The sequence below is a fragment of the Streptomyces sp. NPDC003032 genome (assembly GCF_053591415.1).
The window spans coordinates 1-23,401 of sequence record NZ_JBSFTT010000036.1; the positions used below are offsets into that span (position 1 = coordinate 1).

A 23,401-nucleotide genomic window follows, 5' to 3' on the forward strand; every position below is an offset into this window, starting at 1 on the left:
ACCTCGACGAAGTCGCCGCCGCGCTCACCTAGCTTGCCGGGGCGAGCCGGATACCCGCGTCGCGAAGTGGAGGCTCGACGACATGAGTCGGGGACCTTGGACGTGGCCGGTCTCGGGAAGGATTCGCAGGAACCGGGACGATGTCCCTGCCTCCTCGAGGTACCCGAGGCGCCGGCCAAACGTGTGTGCACCATGCCGACGATCACTGCTGGTGACCTCCATGTGCAGGCATCCGCGTGTGAGGGCGAGGACTCCGCGGCCGCGACACGTTCATCGGCGACGCCCGCACCGCCGATGAACAACCCGCCCTCGACGCCGACTCCTACTAGCCGCCCGGACCCGTTCGTCTCACGATGGACCTCAAAGACGGTTTCCCTTAACCTGGTTGACGACCGGCGGTGAGACACCCCTATGAGCGCATGAACGCGGTCAACTGATGGAAGAGCTTCCACGGTTGTCCGTCATGCCGGAGTGCAGCTCAAACGCCAGAACGGAGATGGCTATGGACAGCGAGCGCGGCCCTGCTGGGCGCACGCTGGCCAACAAGCTGGAGCACTTGTTCCGCACCGTCATCCCACCCGGACGTGGGCCGTACAGCACGGAGGAAGTAGCCCAGGCCATCACGGCAAGCGGGGTGCCGATCTCCGGCAGTTATGTCTGGCTGCTGCGCAAAGGTCAGCGGGACAACCCCACAATGCGGCATCTGCAGGGCATCGCGGACTTTTTCGGAGTGCCTGCGGCGTATTTCTTCGATGAACAAGTGGCGGCGGACGTCGACGCGGACTTGGGGCTGCTCGTCGCGCTCAGGGACGCAGGCGTGCAGAACGTCGCACTACGAGCGGCCGGCTTGTCATCCAAGAGTCTGCACTCGATCAGCGAGGTGATCGAGCGGGTCCGTGAACTCGAGGGCCTGCTGCAGGACGCGCCGGATCACCGCTCAGCGGAACGGGGCCACCAGGACGGAAAGTTGCCATCGTCACCTGGCGGCGCAGGGTCCGACGAGAGGCATGCAGAGGGTGCGTGAACCTGAGAACTCGTTACGGGTTCTCAGTCGGCGATGAGATCCGAGCGGTGGTTGAAGCGGCCCGGTTGAAGGCGGCGCTGGGGGCAAAAATGAGCAAAATGCCCCGTTTTGACTGGGGCGAGCGCCCGTACGGATCGCACGAGCCTGCGCTCACACGCCGACTGCCGCAGCGTCGGTGAACGCCCGCTGCAGTTGGCGATCATCGCGTGCTGAAAAGACACGGCCGCCCCTGCGCACGACCACGGCCCTCAACATGCCTTTGGCGAAAGCGGCCCAAGTCGCCCACCACCACGCGCACCGCGCGATCACCCCCGGCGGGGTGGCCAGGTCGGTGGTGAGACAGGGGCGATGCCGTAACCGGTTTCGGCGGCGTCGTGGCGTCCGCCTGTGTGAACGGGCCGGGCGTGGTCGACAAGAGCCGACGCCCATCAACTCACGTGAGGGCTGGGGCGTTTACAGATGCACCTCTGTTGACGCCTGTTATACGGGCTGTTAGCGTCGCTAGCGTTCAACTAGAGGCCCCATGTGGGGAGTTGGCACCCACGCCAGTGGGTCCTTTCGTGCGACCCCGGGGCTTGGTGAGGCTCACCGCCCCGCTCCAGCGCAGCAGCTCGACCGGCCGTGCCCTGGCGCTCCGGCCCGGGCTTTGAGGCAGAGAGGACGGGTACGGCGACCGATGACAGTACTGCAGAAGTGGGATGGTGGCCGAGCGGGACGTCGGCTGTCCGCGAGCGGCCCGGGACCATCTCCCCGGTGGGGGACTCCACGTTCCGCGTCGCCTTCATCGCCTACGTCATCGGCGACACCCGACTCGCGGAATGCGCCGGCCGGGTCCACGGCCGCGCTGGTGGTTCCGTTGCCCGCCTCTGTCTCTTCGGCGGCGTACTGCCGCACCCGCCACTGACGGACCAACATGGTTTTCGCTGACTTTGTGAATTGCGTATGGGCGCTTCATGCCGTCGTAGTTGTGGCCACCGCAAGCGTCATCGCGTTGGCGGCGATCGCCGTCCTGATCAGCTTTGAGGGAGGGGCTCCGTCCGGCCTCGTTCGCCTTCATGAAGCAGGTCGCCCTCAAGGAGAAGCTCTTCTACGCGGATTCGGCGATGCCGGTCAGCCGACAGAAGTAGTGGCAACAATGAGTTCTGTACCACATCGCAATGCTGATGAAAAAGAGATCCGAAAGGGCGAGTTGAAATGGATGCGGCGAGCCTTGACATAGTTGCTCTCCCTGTCGTCGAAATCGAGTTGTCCCGGCTGTCTTCCGTATCCTCGCCTCGAACCTCAGGTGAGGATCCGGATCACATCAAGACACTGCTATCGACAGAGGGAGAGCTGCCGCCTATTCTCGTTCACCGGCCAACGATGCAGGTCGTTGACGGCCTTCACCGGCTGAAGGTGGCACGACTCAGAGGCGATACAAAAATCGTGGCCAGGTTTGTCGACGGTACCGAATCGGACGCCTTCGTCCTGGCCGTCGAGGCGAACATACGGCATGGTTTGCCGCTCTCGCTCGCTGATCGCAAGCGTGCGGCTGTCCATATCATCGGAACGCATCCGCAGTGGTCCGATCGGCGGGTGGCCTCGGCGACCGGCATCTCTGCCGTCACGGTGGCCGACCTGCGCAGGCGCGGCGGAGACAGTGGAGCCGAGGCAAGGATCGGGCGGGATGGGCGCGTCCGTCCGGCCGATGGTTCGGGGCGAAGGACACTCGCCGCCGAGCTCATCCGCAGTGATCCAGACCTTTCGCTCCGGCAGGTCGCCAAGCAGGTCGGTATCTCCCCGGAGACGGTCCGGGATGTGCGAGGCCGGCTGGAGCGTGGTGAGAGCCCGGTCCCGGACGGGAGCCTACGGCTACGGGCCGAGTCGCAACCCCTGCGTCCCACGGAATCGGGCTTCGCCCGCGCTGTGGATCGAAACCGCCTCGCGATGCTGGAGCGCCTCAAGGCCGATCCGTCGTTGCGGCTGAACGAGACGGGCCGAATGCTGTTGCGCATGCTCACCATGCACTCCATCGACGGGCAGGAGTGGGAAAGGATCTTGCAGCGTGTCCCGCCGCATTTGTACAGCGTGATCGCCGAGTTCGCCCGGGAGCACGCCCGAGTCTGGACCGGGTTCGCCGATCGCCTGGAGAACAGGGTGGCCAGTGTGGCCGCAGAATGATCGCGCGCGGGCGCCCAGCTGGTACGTGCTGAAAGCCTTGACGAAGACCACCTCTGCCCGCGCGGTCAGCCCGGTGGCCACCCTGACGACCCCGGCCACGTCCTCGACGGCCACGTCTTCGACCGTTCCAGGCGCCCGGCATGCTGCCCCCGTCAACGAGCTCGCGGAGCAGTGCGGATCTCCTGGGTCGTTGGAGGCACGTCAGCCTCCGGGTGGTACTCGAAATGCCACCACTCGTTGTCGTAGACGCGGTAGAGGCCGTAGCGGGCACCGTGTTCCTCGAGCCAGCGCGCGCCTTCGAACGGGCGCACATCCAGCGCGGTGCCCTTGACGTGCCTGGACTCCGCCGGTGGCAGCACGAGCGTCCGGGCCGCGGCCCGTGAGCCGACGCGGCGCACCTCCTCGTCGAACAACCGTTGCTGGACGAGGGGATCGCGGTATCCCGAGGTGAGGCCGATGAGCTGCCCATGGCGCCAGAGCGCCCCAGCGCGTGCAGCGGTGAACGCCGCCCTGGCACCGTCGGTGAGCCCGGTGAGATCCTCGGCAGGAAATCGGATACCCAACGCCCAGTGGCAGGCCAGTTCGCGGGCGCGGCCGGGACTGCGGACGAACGCAACGGGCAGCAGGAGCACGGCGAGCACCACCGCGAGTACGGCGAACAACCGGTCACGGGGCCCCAGCGGGATAACGTGTGGTTCGTTCATGCCTCCAGTCCAGGGGGCGTGACGTTGTCGGCCCGTATCCAATTTTCGATATGCCGACGATACGCACCGGCTCGTAGCATGAGGTCATGCGTGTTCTAGTTGTCGAGGACGAGCCATATATGGCAGAGGCCATCCGCGATGGGCTGCGCCTGGAGGCGATCGCAGCCGACATCGCCGGTGACGGTGATACCGCCCTGGAGCTGCTGAGCATCAACAGTTACGCCATCGCCGTCCTCGACCGGGACGTCCCCGGACCTACCGGTGACGAAATCGCCAAGCGCATCGTCGCCTCCGGCAGCGGCATGCCGATCCTCATGCTCACCGCCGCCGACCGGCTCGACGACAAGGCCACCGGGTTCGAGCTCGGCGCTGACGACTACCTCACCAAGCCCTTCGAACTCCGCGAACTCGTGCTCAGACTCAGAGCACTCGACCGCAGGCGCGCCCACAACAGACCACCTGTGCGAGAGATCGCGGGCCTACGTGTGGATCCGTTCCGCCGCGAGGTCTACCGCGACGGCCGCTACATCGCGCTCACCAGGAAGCAGTTCGCCACGCTCGAAGTCCTCGTCGCCGCCGAAGGCGGTGTCATCAGCGCGGAAGAGTTGCTGGAGCGAGCGTGGGACGGGAACGCAGACCCGTTCACCAACGCGGTGCGCATCACGGTCTCGGCCCTGCGGAAACGCCTCGGCGAGCCCTGGCTGATCGCCACCGTGCCCGGGGTCGGTTACTACATCGACACAGGGTCGAACGCCGATGACCGGGCGGACCGTGGATAGGCGTCCTGGGCTGAGCGTCCGCCTCAAGCTCACCCTCAGCTACGCCGCGTTCCTCGAGATCGCGGGCGCCTTGCTGCTCGCCGCCGTGTGGATGTTTCTGCTACGAGGAAGGTCGGACAGTCTCAAAGTCCCTGATCGGAGCGACTTCCTACGCGTCTTCGACCCCAGCAATTTTGGCCCGGTCGTCTTCATCCCGGCGGGAATCCTCGTGCTGGCGTTCCTGCTGGTGTTCGGTCTCGTCGGCGGGTGGATCCTGGCCGGCCGGATGCTCACCCCGCTGATTCGCATCACCGACGCCACACGCAAGGTGGCCAACAATGGACCGCTCTCCCACCGGATCCGCCTGCCGGGCCGCCAAGATGAGTTCCGCGAACTCGCCGACTCATTCGACACCATGCTCGCGCAGCTCGAAGCCCACGTCGCCGAACAGCAGCGATTCGCGGCCAATGCCTCTCACGAGCTGCGCACCCCGCTGGCGGTCACGCAGACACTTCTCGACGTGGCCCGTAACGATCCCAACCGCGACACCTCCAAGCTTGTCGAGCGCCTCCGTGTGATCAACACCCGAGCCATCGACCTCACCGAGGCATTGCTGCTGCTCAGCCGCGCCAATCAGCGGTCATTCACGAAGGAATACGTCGACCTTGCCCTCATGGCGGAAGAAGCAACGGAAACGCTCCTCCCCTTGGCAGAAAAGCGTGGCATCACCATCGAAACCACCGGCGACACGAGCACCACCATCGGCTCACAGGCGCTCCTGCTGCAGATGACCACGAACCTTCTGCACAACGCGATCGGCCACAACCTGCCCGAACAGGGCATCGTATGGGTGAATACCAGCGTCCACTCCAACACCGTTGTGCTCGCTGTCGAGAACACCGGCGAGAAGCTCACCTCACAGCTGGTCTCGACACTCACCGAGCCATTCCAGCGCGGCACCGAACGCTTGCACTCCGACCACGCAGGTATCGGCCTCGGCCTGGCAATCGTCAAAAGCATCACCCAAGCACACGACGGAACCCTCACCCTCACCCCCCGCCCGGCCGGCGGCCTCCGCGTCACGGTGCGACTACCCGCCGCGTCAGCGCAGACACAAGCTGACGGACAGGCCTGACGGAGGCCCGGATCCCAGAGGGCATTTGATCCAGGCGGGCGGATCCATCAAGCCCGCTTGGTGTCCGGAGCCAGCCCGCGGTGGCTCAGCACCCGCCGCTCCAGCGGGCCGAAGACGCCCACGTCGATCGCGGTGCCCAACGCCAGGATCAGTACCACCGCGGCCAGCACGAGGCTGAAGTCATGCTGGCTGCGGCCCTCATCGAGCATGCGGCCGATCCCGGGCAGCTGGGTCGAGGTGATCAGCTCGGCGGTCATCAGCGCACGCCAGCCGAAGGTCCACCCCTGCTTCAATGCCATGACACAGCCGGGTAGTGCGGCAGGCAGCAGGATGTGGGTCGCAGTGTCGCGCCCGGTGGCGCCCATCGTGCGGGCGGCGCGGAGCAGCTGTGGTGGGATCTGCCGCATGGCCGACAGTATGCCGACGGCGATCGAAGGTACGGCACCCAGGAGCACTACCGCGTACACCGCCGACTCGGACTCTCCCAGCGCTATCACGGCGACCGGCACCAGTGCCGCTGCGGGGAGCGACTGCAGGGCTCCGAGGACCGGGCCGACCGTGGTACGCAGTGGTCCGATACGCGCGAGCAGCAATCCGAGCACGGTGCCGATCACCGCCGACGCCATGAAACCGAACAAGCAGCGCGCCAGGCTATGGCCGACAGCGGGCAGCAGCGCGCCTGCCCTCCAGGCGGCGCCGAGGTCGTCAGCTACCTCGGCCGGCGCCGGAAGGGTGTCGGAAATGCTGAGGAGGTAGGCGGCCTGCCACAGCGCCAGGACCAGGGTGACGGCCAGCAGAGGTGGCGCAGCGTGGGCAGCGGTGCGACGGGGCCACCTCCGTGCCGCGGGCACCTGCTGCGCCTCCAGGGTGTCGAGGCCCGCCGCGAAGGCAGTGGATTCAGGTGCGGGCATGGCGGATGATCTCCTGGCGCAGGCTTGCGGTGACCTCCCGGGTCAGGGCGGTGACGTCGGCGTCCTCAATCCGGCGCGGATGAGGGATGTTCACTTCCCAGGAGCGGGCGATACGACCGGGCCGAGAAGAGAGCAGGACCACCCGCCCGCCAAGACGCACCGCTTCGCGGACGTTGTGCGTCACGAATAGCACCGTTAGCTTCCGTTCCTCCCAGATACGCGTCAGCTCCCCGTGCAGCAGGTCTCGGGTGATGGCATCGAGGGCGGCAAATGGCTCGTCCATCAGCAGCACCTTGCTCTCCTGGGCCAGGGCGCGGGCCAGCGCAACGCGTTGGCGCATACCGCCGGAGAGCTGGTGAATCCGTTGGTCGTAGGCCTCCGAGAGGTGGACCATCCGCAGCAGCTCGGCCGCCCGGGTGCGGCGCGCACTGCGATCCACACCGGCGAAGCGCAAGGCGAGTTCGACGTTGCGCCCGGCAGTCAGCCAGGGGAACAGCGCGTGGTCCTGGAACATCAGCGCGGGACGTTCTGGCACGAGCACCTGGCCGTGCGTTGGCAGCTCTAAGCCGGCCACCAGGTTCAGCAGCGTTGACTTCCCACAGCCCGAGGCACCGAGCAAGCAGGTGAACTCGCCTGGCGCCAGGTGCAGATCGACGTTCTGGAGGACCGGGCTGTCGCCGTAGACCTTCGATACCTGTTCCAGGTGAACCTCCGCCGACGTCACCGCCTCCACCCGAGGGAGTGGCCGACCAAGCCGGCAGTGAGCGTGGCGCCGTTGGCCGGATCGATCAGGATGAACGATCCGGTGCGGCGGGAAGCGGCGTAGTCATCCACTGGGACCGGTTCCGCGGTGCGGAGCACCACTTCACCGATGTCGTTGACCGTGAGTCGCTCCGGGTGCGGATGCTGGGACAGGTCGTCCAGAGCGAGCCGGGAGTCGATGGCCTTGACCTTGGCGGCGACCGTACGCGTGCCGTGTCGCAGCAGCACTCGGTCGCCTGCGGTGAGCGGCGTGTCCGCGAGGTGGCATACCGTGGCGGTGATCTCGTTGGTCAGCGTGGGCAGCTGGTCGGACGGGGCGATCACGTCGCCACGGGAGGCGTCGAGGTCATCTGCGAGGCGCATCGTAATCGACTGCGGAGCCCAGGCGATCTCGGCGGCTTCGCCGAGGATGTCGATCGCGGAGATGGTGGTGGTGCGTCCCGAGGGCAGAACGGTGACCTGCTGGCCGACGTGGAAGAGACCGGATGCGATCTTTCCGGCGTAGCCGCGGTAGTCGGGGTGCTCTGCGGTCTGCGGACGGATGACGTACTGGACGGGGAAACGGGCCACTCGACGGCGCGGGTCGTGGTCGATATGCACGGACTGAAGGTGCTCCAGCACGGTGGGACCGGCAAACCAGCTCATCCGGGCGCTGGGCTCGACGACGTTGTCGCCATTGAGCGCGGAGACGGGGATGGCCGTCACCGCGGGCACACCGAGGCGGGTGGCGTAGTCGACGAAGTCCGCGGCGACCGTAGCGAAGACGTCCTCGTCGTACGCGACCAGGTCCATCTTGTTGACGGCGAGGGCCACATGCGGGACGCGCAACAGGCTGGCGATGGCGGCGTGCCGGCGGGTCTGCTCCACCACGCCGGTACGGGCGTCGATCAGGATGATCGCGAGTTCGGCCGTGGAAGCGCCGGTGACCATGTTGCGGGTGTACTGCACATGGCCGGGGGTGTCCGCAAGGATGAAGCGCCGGACAGCGGTGGCGAAGTAGCGGTAGGCGACATCGATGGTGATGCCCTGTTCACGCTCGGCACGCAGGCCGTCCGTGAGCAGCGCCAGGTCCAGGCCCTGCTTACCGCGACTCATCGATGCGCGCTCGATGGCATGGAGCTGGTCGGCGAGGACCGACTTGGAATCGTGCAGCAGCCGACCGACCAGAGTGGACTTGCCGTCGTCCACGCTTCCGGCAGTGACCAGACGGAGAAGTGAGATGCTGTTCATGGGTCAGAAGTAGCCTTCGCGCTTGCGATCTTCCATCGCAGTCTCCGAGAGGCGATCGTCGGCGCGGGTGGCCCCGCGCTCGGTCAGCCGGGAGGCGGCGATCTCGGTAACGATCTTTGCGACGGTGTCGGCACGGGAGTCGACGGCACCGGTGCAGGACATGTCGCCGACAGTGCGGTAGCGAACGAGGCGGGTCTCGGCGGTCTCGCCGTGCTGTGGGCCGCCCCAGTCGCCGGCGGCCAGCCACATGCCATCGCGGCGGAACACCTCACGCTTGTGCGCGTAATAGATCGACGGGAGTTCGATACCCTCGCGGGCGATGTACTGCCAGATGTCCAACTCGGTGAAGTTGGACAGCGGGAAGACCCGGACATGTTCGCCGGGAGCGTGCCGGCCGTTGTACAGGTGCCACAGCTCCGGACGCTGTCGGCGCGGGTCCCAGCCGCCGAACTCGTCACGGAGGCTGAACACCCGCTCCTTCGCTCGGGCCTTCTCCTCGTCCCGCCGCCCGCCGCCGAGGACGGCGTCGAATCGCGCGGTCTCGATGGCGTGCAGCAGGGGCACCGTCTGCAGCGGGTTGCGGGTGCCATCCGGGCGCTCGCGCAGCCTGCCGCTGTCGATGAACTCCTGCACCGAAGCCACGTGCAGGCGCAGGTTGTGCTCTGCCACCACTCGGTCGCGATATTCCAGCACCTCCGGGAAGTTGTGCCCGGTGTCCACGTGCAGGAGCGCGAACGGCAACGGCGCCGGGGCGAAGGCCTTCAGCGCCAGGTGGAGCATGACGATGGAGTCCTTGCCGCCGGAGAACAGCATCACCGGCCGCTGGAACTCCCCCGCCACCTCCCGGAAGACATGCACCGCCTCCGACTCCAGGACATCGAGGTTCTCCAGATCGAACTCGTCACTCATGCCAGACCCCGTTCCACCAGATTCGCGTGCACCGCAGCCGCTGATGCTGTCACCGACCGCCCGCGGGTATCCAGGCGCACTTCCGGCGCGATTGGCCTCTCGTACGGGTCGTCGACGCCGGTCAAGCCCGTCAGCCGACCGGCCGCCTGCCGGGCGTACAGCCCCTTGACGTCCCTGGCCGAGCACACCTCCACCGGAGTCGCCACATGCACCTCGACGTAGGGCGTGCCCGCCGCCACATGCCGCATGCGCACCGCTTGACGGGCCTCGGCATACGGGGCGATCACCGGTACCACCACGATCACCCCGTGCGATGCCAGCAGTTCGGCGACGAAGCCAACGCGCCGCACATTCGCATCGCGGTCGGCGCGGGAGAAGCCTAGGTCAGCTGTCAGGCAGGTGCGCAGTTCGTCGCCGTCCAGGATCTGAACCCGGCGCCCGTTCGCACGCAGCAGTTCGGCGAGCGCGTGGGCAATCGTGGTCTTGCCCGCACTGGGCAGACCGGTCAGCCACACGGTGACACCGTGGTCGAGCGCGGCGGTGCGAGTTCGTCGTTCAGCATCGGGCATGGTGGCTCCCAGGGGTGGCACGGTCATGCGCGCACCCGGCAATCGGACCTGCCTCCAGGGCGGAGGGTCGGTGAACAGGGCATCCCACTGCAGCCGTACGGTTTTCGGGCGTGTACGCGTGCGGGCGGTCCGCAGGGTGCGGCCCGGTCGGCGCGCAGCCCTTAGTCGGTCATGAGCCAACTCATAGCGGCATCGGTCATAAGCCAACTCACAGCGGCGCCGTGAGCCGTCGAGCAGACCGTTCTTGTCGTCGGTGCGGACATTGGCCTGGTCGGCCCGGCCGGGCAATCGAAGGCGACGCCCAGCAGGCATGCGCCACCATCTCCATCACCACTGTCGGCGGACCCTTGAAGCGCGAACAGAGCATATACATCGACGCCTCGTTGAGCCCCTCGTCCAGACGCGAGGCCAAGCCGCCGCGGCGGGCGCGGTGGTGAGCCCGCTACTGTCGGTGACGGCGAGCACCGTTCGGCGGTGTTGCGCTACTTGTGTGCCTGGCGCTCGAATGAACGAACGGCTCATGATGGCGGCGTGTTGATGTGTCACCTGCGTGCGCGGCACTCCCAGCCCCGTGCCGTCGCGGCCGTGTGGCCCGGACGTCGGTAGACGCGTCCAAGTGCTGGAAGCCTTCAGTTGGACCCACTCGTGGACATCGACTTGATTCAGCACGATTGAGATTCGCTGACTTCGTGAGTCCTTGAGAGGGGCACCTGCGTGGAGATGGTGTTGCGCTACCAGGGGGTGAAGAAGAGCGATGACGATCCCGATCCCTGGCAGACCACGGTCCACCCGGGGACGGTGCGCCGAGTGCTCACCTACTTTCGCCCGCACATCCGCACGGTGGCGCTCTTCGTTGTGGTCGCCACGATGGAGGCGCTTACCGTCGCCACAACTCCTTTGCTGTTGAGGGAGCTTGTCGACAACGGCATCGTCAAGAACGATCGCGGGGTCGTGGTCTCGACGGCATGCCTGGCCGCGGGGCTTGCCGTGCTGGGCGCGGGGTTGTCGTTGGTGTCCGCCTACATCTCCGGGCGGATCGGGCAGGTGGTCACCTACGACCTCCGGGTTCAGGCGCTCGACCACGTCCGGCGGATGCCGCTCGCGTTCTTCACCCGCACTCAGACGGGGGTGCTGGTCGGTCGGCTGCACACCGAACTGATCATGGCGCAGCAGCAGTTCAGCGGCTTGCTGATGGCGGCCACCAGTGCGGTCATGGTCGTGGTGGTGCTGGCCGAGCTGTTCTACCTGTCGTGGCTTGTCGGCGTCATCACGCTGGCGCTGGTTCCGATGTTCATCGTGCCCTGGGTTCGCGTGGGGCGGGTGATACAGCAGCGCACCCGACGGCAGATGGACGAGAACACCGGCCTCGGCGGACGGCTGCAGGAGCGGTTCAACGTGCAGGGGGCGATGCTCTCCAAGCTCTTCGGTCGTCCGGACGAGGAGATGGCCGACTTCGCGGACCGTGCCAACAGGATCCGCAAGATCGGTGTGAACCTGTCCGTCTGGGGCCGGATGGCCTTCGTGATGATGACGCTGATGGCCTCGCTCGCCACGGCGATCGTCTACGGGATCGGTGGCGGGCTCGTGCTCGCCGGGACCTTCCAGCTCGGCACGCTGATCGCCATCGCCACGCTGCTCCAGCGACTGTTCGGACCGATCACCCAGCTGTCCGGGATGCAGCAGGTCGCGCAGACCGTCGTGGTGAGCTTCTCCCGGGTCTTCGAACTGCTCGACCTGAAGCCGTTGATCCAGGAACGCCCCGATGCGGTCGCGCTCGCGAAGAACGTGGCGCCGGACATCGAGTTCGAGAATGTGTCGTTCCGCTATCCCACCGCGGAAGAGGTCTCCCTGGCGTCCCTGGAGCATCTGCGGACCGATCGCGAGCGTGGGGAAGTGACGCCGGATGTCCTGCGCGACGTGAACTTTCACGTGCCGGCCGGAACCCTCACCGCGCTCGTCGGCCCGTCCGGCGCGGGGAAGAGCACCATCACTCACCTGGTGTCCCGGCTGTACGACTCGAACTCCGGGACCGTTCGCCTCGGCGGACACGACCTGCGGGACCTCACCTTCGACTCGCTCCGCGAAACGGTGGGGGTGGTCAGCCAGGACGCCTACCTGTTCCACGACACGATCCGGGAGAACCTTCTCTACGCTCGCCCGACCGCCACCGAGGACGAGCTGATCGAGGCGTGTAAAGGGGCCCAGATCTGGGATCTGATCGAATCCCTCCCCAGTGGGCTCGACACCGTCTCGGGCGATCGCGGCTACCGCATGTCGGGCGGGGAAAAGCAACGACTGGCCATCGCCCGGCTGCTGCTGAAGGCACCCTCGGTCGTCGTGCTGGACGAAGCCACCGCGCACCTGGACTCCGAGTCGGAGGCCGCCGTCCAGCGGGCACTCAAGATCGCCCTGCGCAGCCGTACCTCGCTGGTGATAGCCCACCGGTTGTCCACGATCCGCGAGGCCAACCAGATTCTCGTGATCGACGACGGACGGGTCTGCGAGCACGGGACGCACGATGAGTTGCTGGCCAAGGGTGGCCTCTATGCCGAGCTCTACCACACGCAGTTCGTCAAGCCGGGAGGCAACGGCGCCGAGCCCGCCGAACTCGGGGCCGGGCCCGGACCGGACAACGCACTCCGGCCGGTGCATCAGGTGGTTCGTGAAGGAGAATGATGAATTCCACAGCGCAAGCCACACCGACGGTGCTGGAGCTTTTCGCCTCGCACGTTGACCGGACACCCGAGGCGGTGGCCGTCGTCGACGGTGATCGGGTCCTGACGTACCGGCAACTCGATGAGCAAGCGGGCCGGCTGGCCGGGCGCCTGATCAGTCGAGGCACCCGCCGCGGCGACCGCGTCGCAGTCATGATGGACCGTTCGGCCGACTTGCTGGTGGCGCTGCTCGCCGTATGGAAGGCGGGGGCGGTGTACGTGCCTGTGGACGCCGCTTATCCAGCGCGGCGGGTGGCGTTCATGCTGGCGGATGCGAGGGTGTCCCTGATGGTGTGCTCGGTCGCGGCGCGCGACGGCGTACCGGACGGGATCGAGTCGATCGAGCTGGACGCTGCCATGGACGAAGGTGCGTGCGACGCGGCGGCGGTTCCGGTGCACCCGGGCGATCTGGCCTACGTGATGTACACCTCCGGTTCAACGGGCACCCCGAAGGGGGTGGCCGTCCCGCATCGGAGCCTTGTGGAGCTGGTGGAGAGTTCCGGCTGGGCGATGGAACCCGGCGACGCGGTCCTCATGCACGCGCCGTACGCCTTCGACGCTTCCATGTTCGAGATCTGGGTGCCGCTGGCATGGGGTGCCCGTGTGATGATCGCCGGGCCGGGGCCGGTGGATGCCCGGCGCCTGCGGGAGTTGGTCGCGGCCGGGTTGACGAGGGCGTATCTGACCGCCGGGAACTTCCGCGCTGTGGCGGAGGAGTCGCCGGAGTCGTTCGCGGGGCTCCATGAGGTGCAGACCGGTGGTGACCTGGTGCCCGCGCACGCGGTGCAAAGGGTGCGGGAGGCCTGTCCCCGAGCACGGATTCGGCATCTGTACGGCCCGACCGAAGCGACGGTGTGGGCGACGTGGCATGTGCTCGAGCCAGGTGACGTAATGGGTCCGACGTTGCCGATCGGACGGCCGCTTTCGGGCCGCCGGGCGCAGGTGCTCGACGAGTCGCTGCGGCCCGTGGGGCCGGGTGTGGTCGGTGAGCTCTACCTGTCCGGTGCCGGTCTGGCGGACGGCTACCTGAACCGGCCGGGTCTGACCGCGGAGCGATTCGTGGCGGATCCGTACGCACCCGGCAGCCCCTCCGAGGGGGGTGGTGATCAGGTGACGGGTGGGCGGATGTACCGGACCGGGGACCTCGCCCAGTGGACCGCGGACGGCGAGTTGCTGTTCGCCGGCCGGGTCGATCACCAGGTGAAGATCCGCGGATACCGGATCGAGCCCGGCGAGATCGAGGCCGCGCTGACGGCTCAGCCGGGCGTCCACGACGCCGTGCTGGTGGCGATCGATGGGCGCCCGATCGGTTACGTGGTGGCGGATGGGGACGCGGATCCCGATCTCATCCGCGAACGCCTCGGGGCGGAACTGCCCGATTACATGGTCCCGGCCGCTGTGATCGTGATGGACGCACTGCCACTGACCGGCAACGGCAAGGTGGACCGAGCGGCGTTGCCCGCGCCCGAGTTCGCGGCGAGTGCTGCCGGCCGTGAACCCGTGACCGAGGCGGAGCGCGTCCTGTGCGATCTTTTCGCCGAGATGCTCGACCTGGAACGAGTCGGTGTCGACGACGACTTGATCCAGTTGGGCGGGGATTCGATCGTCGCGATGCGCATGGCGGCACGTGCGTTCAAAGCCGGCCTGCTGCTGACACCCGCCCAGATCATCGAGGAGCAGACCCCCGCACGGCTGGCGGCTGTGGCGCGCGCCGTACCGGCTGACCGCCCCGTCGACCAGCCGCTGATCGCTCTGACCGCGGAAGACAAGGCGGAGCTGGCGATCGTTGATTCGCAGGCGGAGGAGGTCTGGCCGCTGGCGCCGCTCCAGGAAGGGCTGGTCTTCCAGTCGACCCTCGATGATCAGGGTCCCGGTGATCAGGGTCGCGACATCTACCAGGTGCACTGGCTCCTGGAGCTGGACGGACCGCTGGATGCGGCCCGGCTGCGGGCCACGTGGGAGGCGGTATTCGCTCGGCACGCCCAGCTTCGACCGAGCTTCCATCGACTCCCGTCGGGCAAGACGGTGCAGGTCGTCCACCGGCACGTCACCTTGCCGTGGCAGGAGGTGGATCTGAGGGGTGCGAGCGATGTCGACGCGGCCGTCGACGCCCTCGTCGAACGGGAACAGGAGAAGCGGTTCGATCTTGCCAAGGCTCCGCTGGCCCGGCTGGTGCTGATTCAGATCGACGAGGACCGGCACCGCCTGCTGGTCGTCATTCACCACACCCTGATCGATGGCTGGTCGGTGGCGGTCATCCTCAACGAGGTGGCCACGGCGTATACGGCCGGTGGGCAGCTCCCGGAACGGGCGGGTTCGGCCTCCTACCGGGACTACCTGGCCTGGCTGGACCGGCAGGACAAGGATGCGGCACGTGCGGCCTGGCGGGCGGAGCTGTCCGGTCTGGACGAGCCGGCGCTGGTCGCCACAGCGGCCCCCGCGGCGGACTACGACCACCGCGTCGTCCACCTGTCGGCGGATCTTCACACCCGGCTGATGCGGTTGGCCCGCGATCACGGGCTGACGCTGAACACAGTGGTACAGGGTGCGTGGGCGATGGTACTGGCGCGACTTCTGCGGCGGACCGATGTGGTCTTCGGCACCACGGTCGCCTGTCGTCCCGCGGTGCTCGCGGGTGTGGAGTCGATGCCGGGCCTCATGATGAACACGGTGCCGGTCCGGGTGCCACTGGACGGCGGGCAATCGGTCAGGAACATGCTCGCCGGATTGCAGCGCCGGCAGGCGGCCCTGATACCGCATCAGCATCTGGGGCTGCCGGAGATCCAGAAGTCGGTCGGCTCCGGCGCGACATTCGACACGTTGCTGGTGTTCGAGAACTATCCGCGTGACTTCGCAGGCCCATTCACGTATCTGGGCACGGTCGAGGGGACCCACTATCCGCTGACCCTCGGCATCATCCCGGAAGATCATTTCAGGATCCAGCTCAGCTACTGGCGGGGGCAGATCCGCGAGAGCGTTGCCGAGTCGGCTCTGCGGTGGTTCGTTGACGCGCTCGCCGCGCTGGTCGCTGATCCGTCCGCACTGGTGGGGCGGGTCGGGGTGGCTGAGGACCAGGCGCATGACTGGGACCCGGCGTTGGCGGCGGGGGAGTCATTGCCGGCCTTGGTGAGGCGGGTGGTGACGGAGCGGTCGAATGACGTGGCGGTAGTGGACGGTGAGGGTGAGCTGTCCTTCGGAGGGTTGTGGGACCGGGCGGTGGGACTGGCCGCTGTGCTGCGGGCTCGCGGGGTCGGGCCGGAGCGCCGGGTGGGCGTGGTGGTGGAGCGGTCGTCGTGGTGGCTGGTCGGGATACTGGGTGTGTCTTTGGCGGGTGGTGCGTTCGTTCCGGTGGATCCGGCGTATCCGGCCGAGCGCGTGAAGTGGATTCTGGACGACGCCGATCCGGTGGCGGTGGTGTGTGGGGAAACAACACGGCCGGCGGTGCCGGAGGAGTTCGCGGATCGGCTGGTCGTGGTCGGCGAGGCCGATCTGGCGGGGGGCTCGGACGCGGGGTTGCCGCAGGTGTGTCCGGGTGACGCGGCGTATGTGATGTACACGTCGGGGTCGACGGGCGCTCCGAAGGGGGTCGTCGTCTCCCACACGGGGCTCGGCAATCTGGCGGCGGCGCAGATCGACCGGTTCGGTGTGTCGCCGTCGTCACGGGTCCTGCAGTTCGCGGCGCTGGGCTTCGACGCCATGGTGTCGGAGGTGCTGATGGCACTGCTGTCGGGTGCGACGCTGGTCATGGCGCCGCCGCGAGATCTGCCGCCGCAGGTGTCGTTGGCCGAGGCGCTGGAACGGTGGCAGGTCACGCACGTGACGGTTCCGCCGTCGGTGCTGGGCACGGCCGACGCTTTGCCGGACGGGCTGCAGACGGTGGTAGTGGCGGGGGAGGCCTGTTCGCCGAGCCTGGTGGATCGCTGGTCGAAGGGTCGGCGGCTGATCGACGCCTATGGGCCGGCCGAGGCCACGGTGTGCGCGGCGATGAGTACGCCGTTGGTGGCGGGCCGGAATGTGGTCCCGATCGGGACGCCCATCGCGGGAGGCCGTTGTTATGTGCTGGACGCGTTCCTGCTTCCGTTGCCGCCTGGGATCGCTGGTGAGCTGTACGTGGCCGGAATCGGGTTGGCCCGCGGCTATCTGGGGCGCGCGGGGCTGACGGCGGAGCGGTTCGTGGCTGATCCGTTCGCCCCTGGTGAGCGGATGTACCGGACAGGGGATCTGGCGTACTGGACGAGCCAGGGTGAGTTGGTGTTCGCCGGGCGGGCCGATGACCAGATCAAAGTCCGTGGGTTCCGGATCGAACCCGGCGAGATCGAGTCTGTCTTGTCCGACCACCCGCGGGTCTCCCAAGCCGCGGTGACCGTCCGCGCGGACCGGCTGCTGGCCTATGTTTCACCGAGCGATATCGATCCGCGCGCGGTCCGCGAGGAGCTTGCTTCCCGGCTGCCTCAGCACATGGTGCCCGCGGCGGTGATAGCGCTGGATGCGCTGCCGGTGACGGCGAACGGGAAGATCGATCGGGGCGCACTGCCTGCTCCCGACTTCGCCGCCGCGACCGCGGGACGGGAGCCGGTCACGGAGACCGAGCGGGTGCTGTGCGACCTCTTTGCCGAGGCGCTCGGACTCGACCGGGTCGGTGCGGACGACAGTTTCTTCGAGCTGGGCGGGGATTCGATCCTCTCGATGCAGCTGGCGTCGCGGGCGCGGCATGCCGGGTTGACGTTCACCTCGCGGGATGTCTTCGAGTGCAGGACGCCGGAGCGGCTCGCGCGCCTGGCGGCAGCATCGCCGCTGCCGCACAGTGATCGTTCCCCCGCTGCTGACGGTGTGGGTGGTGTCGAGTGGACGCCGGTCATGCGGATGCTGGGGGACGGGGTTGTGGGGGCAGGGTTTGCCCAGTGGGTGGTGGTGGGTGCGCCGTCGGATCTGACGGAGGACGTGCTGGCGGCGGGGCTGGCGGCGCTGGTGGATTCGCATGACATGTTGCGTGTGCGGGTGGAGCCGGGGCGGCTGGTGGTCGGTGAGCCCGGGTCGGTGGATCCGTCCGGGTTGATTACGCGTGTGGAGGCTGCCGGACGTTCGCTGGATGAGGTAGTGGAGGACGCCGCGCGGGGGGCGGTGGAGCGGCTCGATCCCGCGGCGGGTGTGGTGGTGCAGGCGGTATGGGTGGACGGGGGGAAGGACCGGCTCGGGCGGTTGGTGGTGGTGGTTCACCACCTGGCGGTCGACGGGGTGTCGTGGCGGGTCCTGCTGCCGGATCTGCGGGCCGCCTGCGAGACGGCGGCCGCCGGACGGGTCCCGGTGGTGGAACCCGTGGGGGTGTCGTTCAGGCGGTGGGCAGCTCTGTTGGAGGAGTGGGCGGTCTCCGCGGAGCGGGTCGGTGAGTTGGCGGCGTGGAAGGCGATCGTCGGGCAGGAGGAGCAGCCGGTCGGTGCGCGTGGGCTGACCACAGGCCGGGACGCAGGCGGTGCTGTGCGCTCGCGGTCGTGGGTCGCGCCGAAGGCGGAGACGTCGGTGCTGGTGGGGCGGGCTCCGGGGGTGTACCACTGCGGGGCGCATGAAGTCCTGCTGGCCGGGTTGGCCGGCGCGGTGGCGCGGTGGCGCGGCGGGGACGCGCTGTTGGTGGATGTGGAGAGCCACGGCCGTCATCCCGTCGACGGAATGGATCTGTCCAGGACAGTGGGCTGGTTCACCAGCGTGCACCCGGTGCGGCTGGACGTGGCGGGGATCGACCTGGCGGATGTGCTTTCCGGTGGTTCGGCGGCCGGGCGGCTACTGAAGGTGGTCAAGGAGCAGTCGCGGGCGGTGCCCGGCGATGGGCTCGGTTACGGGTTGTTGCGCTATCTCAACGGTGAGACCGGGCCGGTTCTGGCGGCATTGCCGTCGCCCCGGATCGGGTTCAACTACCTGGGCCGGTTCGCGGCCGGTGACCACAACGGTGTGCGGGCGTGGCAGTTGGCCGGGGACATCGGCAGTTCGATGGATTCGAGCACGGACCTGCCGCACGCGGTGGACGCCAACGCGATCGTCCGGGACCTGCCGGACGGTCCGGAGCTGATGCTCACGCTGGAATGGCCGGACGATCTGCTCGACGAGGCCGAGGTCGAACGACTGGGCCAGGAATGGCTGGACATGTTGTCCGGGTTGGCCCGTCAGGCGGATGATCCCGCCGCAGGCGGACACACCGCATCCGACTTCGCTCTCGTCGACCTGGAGCAGGACGAGATCGAGGCCCTTGAGGCCGAACACTCGGGTGCCGGCGGGTTGGCCGATGTGTTGCCGCTCTCCCCGTTGCAGCACGGGCTGGCCTTCCACGCCGGCTACGTAGGCGATGGCGTCGATGTCTACACCGCACAGGCGGTGTTGGACCTGACCGGTCCGCTGGACATGCAGCTGCTGCGGAAGTCGGTGTGCGGGCTGCTGGATCGGCACGCCAATCTCCGTGCCGGATTCCGGCACAGCGCTGCCGGGGTCCCCTACCAGGTGATCGCGGGCACCGTGGAGGTGCCATTGACGCTGGTGGACGTGACGGAATCGGCAGATCCGCAGGCCGAAGCGGTGGCGGTGGCCGCGGCCGAACGGGCAAAGCCGTTCGAGCTTGCCCGGCCCCCGCTGCTGCGGTTCGTGGTGATCGCGGTGGGTCCGGACCAATACCGGCTGGTGCTGACCTCTCATCACATCCTGCTCGACGGCTGGTCGATACACCTGCTGCTGGATGAGCTGTTCAAGCTGTACGGCAACGGAGCAGATCCGCTCGTGCTGGCGCCGGTGACGCCGTATCGGCAGTACCTGGCCTGGTTGAGCGAAACCGATCGAGACGCCGCAATCGCCGCATGGCGCGACGCTTTGGCCGGCTTGCCGGAGCCGACTCTGGTCGCCGCGGACCGGCCGGTGCCGGTCCAGATGTCCGAACAGATATGGGCCGCACTGGACGAAACGTTCTTCGAGGCTTTGGCGGCGAGGGCCCGCGAGTTCGGTGTCACGGTCAGCACGCTGCTGCAGGCGGTGTGGGCAATGGTGTTGGCGGCGACAACCGGTCGCGACGATGTGGTGTTCGGGTCGGTGGTGTCCGGGCGCTCGGCCGAGCTTCCCGGGATCGAGACCATGGTCGGACTCTTCATCAACACCGTCCCGATCCGGGTACGGATGCAGCCGCAGCACTCCTTCACCGAGCTGGTGCGGCGATTGCAGAGCGAGCAGACAGCGGTACTGGCTCATCACCACCTCGGGCTCACGGACATTCAGCAGGCCGCCGGGATGGGGCAGCTGTTCGACACTCTCTTCGTCTACGAGAACTACCCCAAGCCTGCTGCGATCGATGACGGAGCTGCCGACGCAGAACCGGCTCGGTTGCGTGTGCGGGGCGTGACTGACGCCGATTCCACCCACTACCCCCTGGCACTGACGGCCATCCCGGACAACGGCTTGCAGCTGCGGCTGGAACGCCAGCCGGCGCTGGTCACTGCCGCGCAGGCCGATGCCGTGCTGGATCGGTTCACGCAGGTGCTCAAAGCCCTGGTGGCCGCTCCGCAGTTGCCGCTGTCCGTGGTGCCCATCTTGACCGACTCCGAACGGGAACAACTGCGGGCGTGCAATGACACCGCGGCGGAGGTGGCGGCACAGACGCTGCCGGAATTGTTCGCCGCGCAGGTCGCCACCACCCCTGAGGCGACTGCGGCGATCTTCGAAGACCAGTCGCTGACCTACGCCCAGCTCGACGTCCGCGCCAACCAGTTTGCCCACTGGCTCATCGACCACGGCGTCGGACCCGAGGACCGGGTCGCGGTCATGTTGCCTCGCTGCCTGGAACTGGTTGTCGCCGTGCTGGGTGTCACCAAGGCCGGCGCCGCCTGGCTACCCATCGATGCGAACTACCCCCAGGCGCGCATCGACTACATCCTCGCCGACGCGCAGCCGGCGATCGTGGTGGACGAGTCGGTGGTGCGCGCGGTCAGCGGATACCCCACCGATCCGGTGCGGTCGCGGGCAGTGCCCGAGAATTCGGCTTACCTCATCTACACCTCCGGCTCCACCGGGGAACCCAAAGGCGTTGTGGTCACCCATACGGGCTTGGCCAGTCTGGCCAGCAGCTTGGTCGAGCGGCTGGATCTGACCACACGGAGCCGGGTCCTGGCATTGGCATCACCGAGTTTCGATGTCTCGGTGTTGGAACTGCTCATGGCAATCGGTGGCGGCGCGGCACTGGTGGTTCCGCCTGAGGGTGTGGTGGCCGGTGGAGAGCTGGCCGAGGTGTTGGCCGGCCGGGAGATCAGCCATGCGTTGATCCCGCCCCCCGTGCTGGCCACCGTTCCCGAAGCACCCGAGGCGGTACTGCCATGCCTGGTCCTGGGTGTGGCGGCGTGTCCTCCTGAACTCGTGCACCGGTGGTCGCGCGGGCGCCGGATGATCAACACCTATGGGCCGACCGAGGCCACCATCGCCATGACCATCGGCCGGGCGATTCCGGACGGTGACGAGATTCCACCGATTGGGTATCCGACCGCGAACGCGCGGGCGTTCGTGTTGGACTCATGGCTGCGGCTGGTGCCACCGGGTTCGGTGGGCGAGCTGTATATAGCCGGTGTGGGCGTCGCGCGGGGGTATCTGGGCCGAGCGGGGCTGACCGCGGCTCGATTCGTAGCCGATCCGTTCGGTTCTGGTGAGCGGATGTATCGGACTGGGGATTTGGTCTGGTGGAACCCGGAAGGGGAGTTGGTCTTCGTTGGTCGTGTCGATGACCAGGTGAAGGTGCGGGGGTTCCGCATTGAGCCTGGTGAAGTCGAGGCGGCACTGGTGGCGCAGGAGTCGGTGGGGCAGGCGGTGGCGGTGGTCCGCGCCAGTAACGCCGGCGAACGGCTGGTGGGGTATGTGACCCCCGCCGGCAAGACCGCAGTGGATGCCGTCGCGGTGCGCGAGGGTGTGGCGGCCCGGTTGCCGGAATACATGGTGCCCGCGGCGGTGGTGGTGCTCGAGGCGCTGCCAGTGACAGCGAACGGGAAGGTCGACCGCAAGGCGCTGCCGGATCCCGACTTCAGCCAACGCGTTTCGGGCAGGGAGCCGGTCACGGAGGTCGAACGGATGCTGTGTGATCTGTTTGCCGAAGTGCTCGGCCTGCCGCGGGTCGGTGCGGACGACAGCTTCTTCGAGCTGGGCGGGGATTCGCTTCTCTCGATGCAACTGGCGGCGCGCGCCCGCCGTGACGGCATGGTCTTCGGCCCGCGGGAGGTGTTCGAGCACCGGACGCCCGCGGGCATCGCGACGATCGCAGAGCTGGGCGCGGATGATCCTGCCGCGGGCGCGGACACCACATCCAGCGTCGACCTCCTCGACTTGGACCAGGAGGAGATCGACGCGTTCGAGGCCGAGTTCGACCACCAGTAAGACCGCTCATGCGGGTCGACCGAAGGAATGGATGTGGCCGTGATGCACTCCGCGCTGGTGATCGGCACAGGACTGATGGGTACGTCGGTGGCGTTGGCGCTGCGGGCCCGTGGCGTGACCGTGTACCTCAGGGACGTCGACTCGGCGGCTGCCCGGACAGCCGCGTCGCTGGGCGCCGGTACGGTGCAGTCGCCCACGGAAACCGTCGACATGGCGATCGTCGCGGTGCCGCCGCCGCTGGTCGGCAAGGTGCTGGCGGACGCACAGGGCGGGCACCTGGCGCGGCACTACACGGACGTGGCCAGCGTGAAGGCGGAAACGCAGCACGACGTCGCCGCCCTCAAATGCGACACCTCGTGCTACATCGGCGGACATCCCATGGCGGGCGCGTCACGCAGTGGCCCGCTGAAGGCCCGGGGCGACCTCTTCGAAGGCCGCACCTGGGCGCTGACGCCAACGGCGGACACCGATACTGAAACGCTCAACACGGCACTGGAACTGGTGACGCTGTGCGGCGCTGTTCCTGTGCTGATGGAGGCGGCGGTGCACGACCGTGCGGTGGCGCTGGTGTCCCACGCGCCCCATGTGGTGGCCAGCCTGGTCGCGATGCGCCTGGAGAATGCCGAGGAACGCGAGGTGAGCCTGGCGGGCCCGGGGCTGCGGGACCTGACCCGGATCGCCGAGGCCGACCCCCAGCTCTGGCTGGACATACTGGGCGGCAACGCCGCGGTCGTGGCGGACCTCTTGGACGAACTGGGCGCCGATCTCAGCGAGATGGTCGCCGGGCTGCGCGCCATGGCAGCGACGGACGAAGCCAAGCGCAGCAGTGGCATGAAGACGGTCGGGACCATGCTGCGCAGGGGGGTGTCAGGCCGCGGCCGCATCTCCGGTAAGCATGGGACGCAGCCTGAGCGGTTCGAATCGGTGACCGTGATGATCGGGGACCAGCCGGGCGAACTGGCACGGCTGCTGACGGACGCGGACCGCGCGGACGTCAACATCGAGGACATCCGCATCGAGCATGCCACCGGCCGGCAGGCCGGCCTGGTCCATGTCAGCGTCGCTCCCGGCATGACGGCACCGCTGCGGGAAGCCCTGCGGACCGGCGGCTGGCACGAGCGCTGAGCGTCCGGCCGCGCCC

Annotated in this window: 13 protein-coding genes; 7 read left to right on the forward strand and 6 right to left on the reverse strand. The window is 67.8% G+C overall.

What is annotated here, in order from left to right; all coding sequences use genetic code 11:
* Positions 1–502 precede the first annotated feature (502 nt).
* Together ACWDZ7_RS34735 and ACWDZ7_RS34740 are read left to right on the forward strand one after the other, a co-directional pair.
* Positions 503–1,024 (forward strand): XRE family transcriptional regulator, encoded by a 522-nt coding sequence (locus tag ACWDZ7_RS34735; protein ID WP_451802589.1) that lies wholly within the window; start codon positions 503–505, stop codon positions 1,022–1,024.
* Positions 1,025–2,386: 1,362 nt separating this feature from the next.
* Positions 2,387–3,184: a hypothetical protein gene (locus ACWDZ7_RS34740; RefSeq protein WP_451802591.1), complete on the forward strand. Its 798-nt coding sequence runs from the start codon at positions 2,387–2,389 to the stop codon at positions 3,182–3,184.
* 152 nt (positions 3,185–3,336) lie between these two features.
* On the opposite strand, the gene vanY-N is transcribed toward ACWDZ7_RS34740, so the two are convergent.
* Positions 3,337–3,888: a D,D-peptidase/D,D-carboxypeptidase VanY-N gene (gene vanY-N / locus ACWDZ7_RS34745; RefSeq protein ID WP_451802593.1), complete on the reverse strand. Its 552-nt coding sequence runs from the start codon at positions 3,886–3,888 to the stop codon at positions 3,337–3,339.
* A gap of 86 nt (positions 3,889–3,974) precedes the next feature.
* On the opposite strand from vanY-N, the gene ACWDZ7_RS34750 reads away from it, so the two are divergent.
* Both ACWDZ7_RS34750 and ACWDZ7_RS34755 read left to right on the forward strand, forming a co-directional pair.
* A complete protein-coding gene (locus ACWDZ7_RS34750; RefSeq protein WP_451802595.1) occupies positions 3,975–4,667 on the forward strand; it encodes a response regulator transcription factor in 693 nt (230 codons plus the stop codon).
* Positions 4,645–5,781, forward strand: coding sequence for a sensor histidine kinase (locus ACWDZ7_RS34755; RefSeq protein ID WP_451802597.1), 1,137 nt, complete (start codon positions 4,645–4,647; stop codon positions 5,779–5,781). The genes ACWDZ7_RS34750 and ACWDZ7_RS34755 overlap by 23 nt, the downstream gene beginning before the upstream one ends.
* Positions 5,782–5,828: 47 nt before the next feature.
* Here ACWDZ7_RS34755 and ACWDZ7_RS34760 read toward each other — a convergent pair whose 3' ends face one another.
* From ACWDZ7_RS34760 to cysC, 5 genes are read right to left on the reverse strand one after another with little or no spacing between them, the layout of a single operon-like run.
* Complete coding sequence (locus tag ACWDZ7_RS34760) at positions 5,829–6,692, reverse strand: ABC transporter permease (RefSeq protein WP_451802599.1); 864 nt, start codon at positions 6,690–6,692, stop codon at positions 5,829–5,831.
* On the reverse strand, positions 6,679–7,425 hold the full coding sequence (locus ACWDZ7_RS34765) for an ABC transporter ATP-binding protein (protein ID WP_451802600.1): 747 nt from the start codon (positions 7,423–7,425) through the stop codon (positions 6,679–6,681). Before ACWDZ7_RS34765 ends, ACWDZ7_RS34760 begins: the two co-directional genes overlap by 14 nt.
* On the reverse strand, positions 7,413–8,684 hold the full coding sequence (locus ACWDZ7_RS34770; protein ID WP_451802602.1) for a sulfate adenylyltransferase subunit 1: 1,272 nt from the start codon (positions 8,682–8,684) through the stop codon (positions 7,413–7,415). The genes ACWDZ7_RS34765 and ACWDZ7_RS34770 overlap by 13 nt, the downstream gene beginning before the upstream one ends.
* Before the next feature lie 3 nt (positions 8,685–8,687).
* Complete coding sequence (cysD, locus tag ACWDZ7_RS34775; protein WP_451802603.1) at positions 8,688–9,593, reverse strand: sulfate adenylyltransferase subunit CysD; 906 nt, start codon at positions 9,591–9,593, stop codon at positions 8,688–8,690.
* Positions 9,590–10,162 (reverse strand): adenylyl-sulfate kinase, encoded by a 573-nt coding sequence (gene cysC, locus ACWDZ7_RS34780; protein WP_451802605.1) that lies wholly within the window; start codon positions 10,160–10,162, stop codon positions 9,590–9,592. The genes cysD and cysC overlap by 4 nt, the downstream gene beginning before the upstream one ends.
* Positions 10,163–10,882: 720 nt before the next feature.
* Here cysC and ACWDZ7_RS34785 point away from each other — a divergent pair.
* From ACWDZ7_RS34785 to ACWDZ7_RS34795, 3 genes are read left to right on the forward strand one after another with little or no spacing between them, the layout of a single operon-like run.
* Entirely contained in the window at positions 10,883–12,838 is a 1,956-nt protein-coding gene (locus ACWDZ7_RS34785; protein ID WP_451802647.1) for an ABC transporter ATP-binding protein, read from the forward strand.
* A complete protein-coding gene (locus ACWDZ7_RS34790) occupies positions 12,838–22,260 on the forward strand; it encodes an amino acid adenylation domain-containing protein (RefSeq protein ID WP_451802606.1) in 9,423 nt (3,140 codons plus the stop codon). Before ACWDZ7_RS34785 ends, ACWDZ7_RS34790 begins: the two co-directional genes overlap by 1 nt.
* Before the next feature lie 27 nt (positions 22,261–22,287).
* On the forward strand, positions 22,288–23,385 hold the full coding sequence (locus ACWDZ7_RS34795) for a prephenate dehydrogenase (protein ID WP_451802608.1): 1,098 nt from the start codon (positions 22,288–22,290) through the stop codon (positions 23,383–23,385).
* Positions 23,386–23,401: the final 16 nt, after the last annotated feature.

Excerpts from the sequence above, each read along its gene's own strand:
- ACWDZ7_RS34735 (WP_451802589.1), top strand. The coding sequence starts at position 503 with ATGGACAGCGAGCGCGGCCCTGCTGGGCGCACGCTGGCCAACAAGCTG.
- ACWDZ7_RS34740 (WP_451802591.1), top strand. The coding sequence starts at position 2,387 with ATGCAGGTCGTTGACGGCCTTCACCGGCTGAAGGTGGCACGACTCAGA.
- vanY-N (WP_451802593.1), bottom strand. The coding sequence starts at position 3,888 with ATGAACGAACCACACGTTATCCCGCTGGGGCCCCGTGACCGGTTGTTC.
- ACWDZ7_RS34750 (WP_451802595.1), top strand. The coding sequence starts at position 3,975 with ATGCGTGTTCTAGTTGTCGAGGACGAGCCATATATGGCAGAGGCCATC.
- ACWDZ7_RS34755 (WP_451802597.1), top strand. The coding sequence starts at position 4,645 with ATGACCGGGCGGACCGTGGATAGGCGTCCTGGGCTGAGCGTCCGCCTC.
- ACWDZ7_RS34760 (WP_451802599.1), bottom strand. The coding sequence starts at position 6,692 with ATGCCCGCACCTGAATCCACTGCCTTCGCGGCGGGCCTCGACACCCTG.
- ACWDZ7_RS34770 (WP_451802602.1), bottom strand. The coding sequence starts at position 8,684 with ATGAACAGCATCTCACTTCTCCGTCTGGTCACTGCCGGAAGCGTGGAC.
- cysD (WP_451802603.1), bottom strand. The coding sequence starts at position 9,593 with ATGAGTGACGAGTTCGATCTGGAGAACCTCGATGTCCTGGAGTCGGAG.
- cysC (WP_451802605.1), bottom strand. The coding sequence starts at position 10,162 with ATGCCCGATGCTGAACGACGAACTCGCACCGCCGCGCTCGACCACGGT.
- ACWDZ7_RS34785 (WP_451802647.1), top strand. The coding sequence starts at position 10,883 with ATGGTGTTGCGCTACCAGGGGGTGAAGAAGAGCGATGACGATCCCGAT.
- ACWDZ7_RS34790 (WP_451802606.1), top strand. The coding sequence starts at position 12,838 with ATGAATTCCACAGCGCAAGCCACACCGACGGTGCTGGAGCTTTTCGCC.
- ACWDZ7_RS34795 (WP_451802608.1), top strand. The coding sequence starts at position 22,288 with ATGGATGTGGCCGTGATGCACTCCGCGCTGGTGATCGGCACAGGACTG.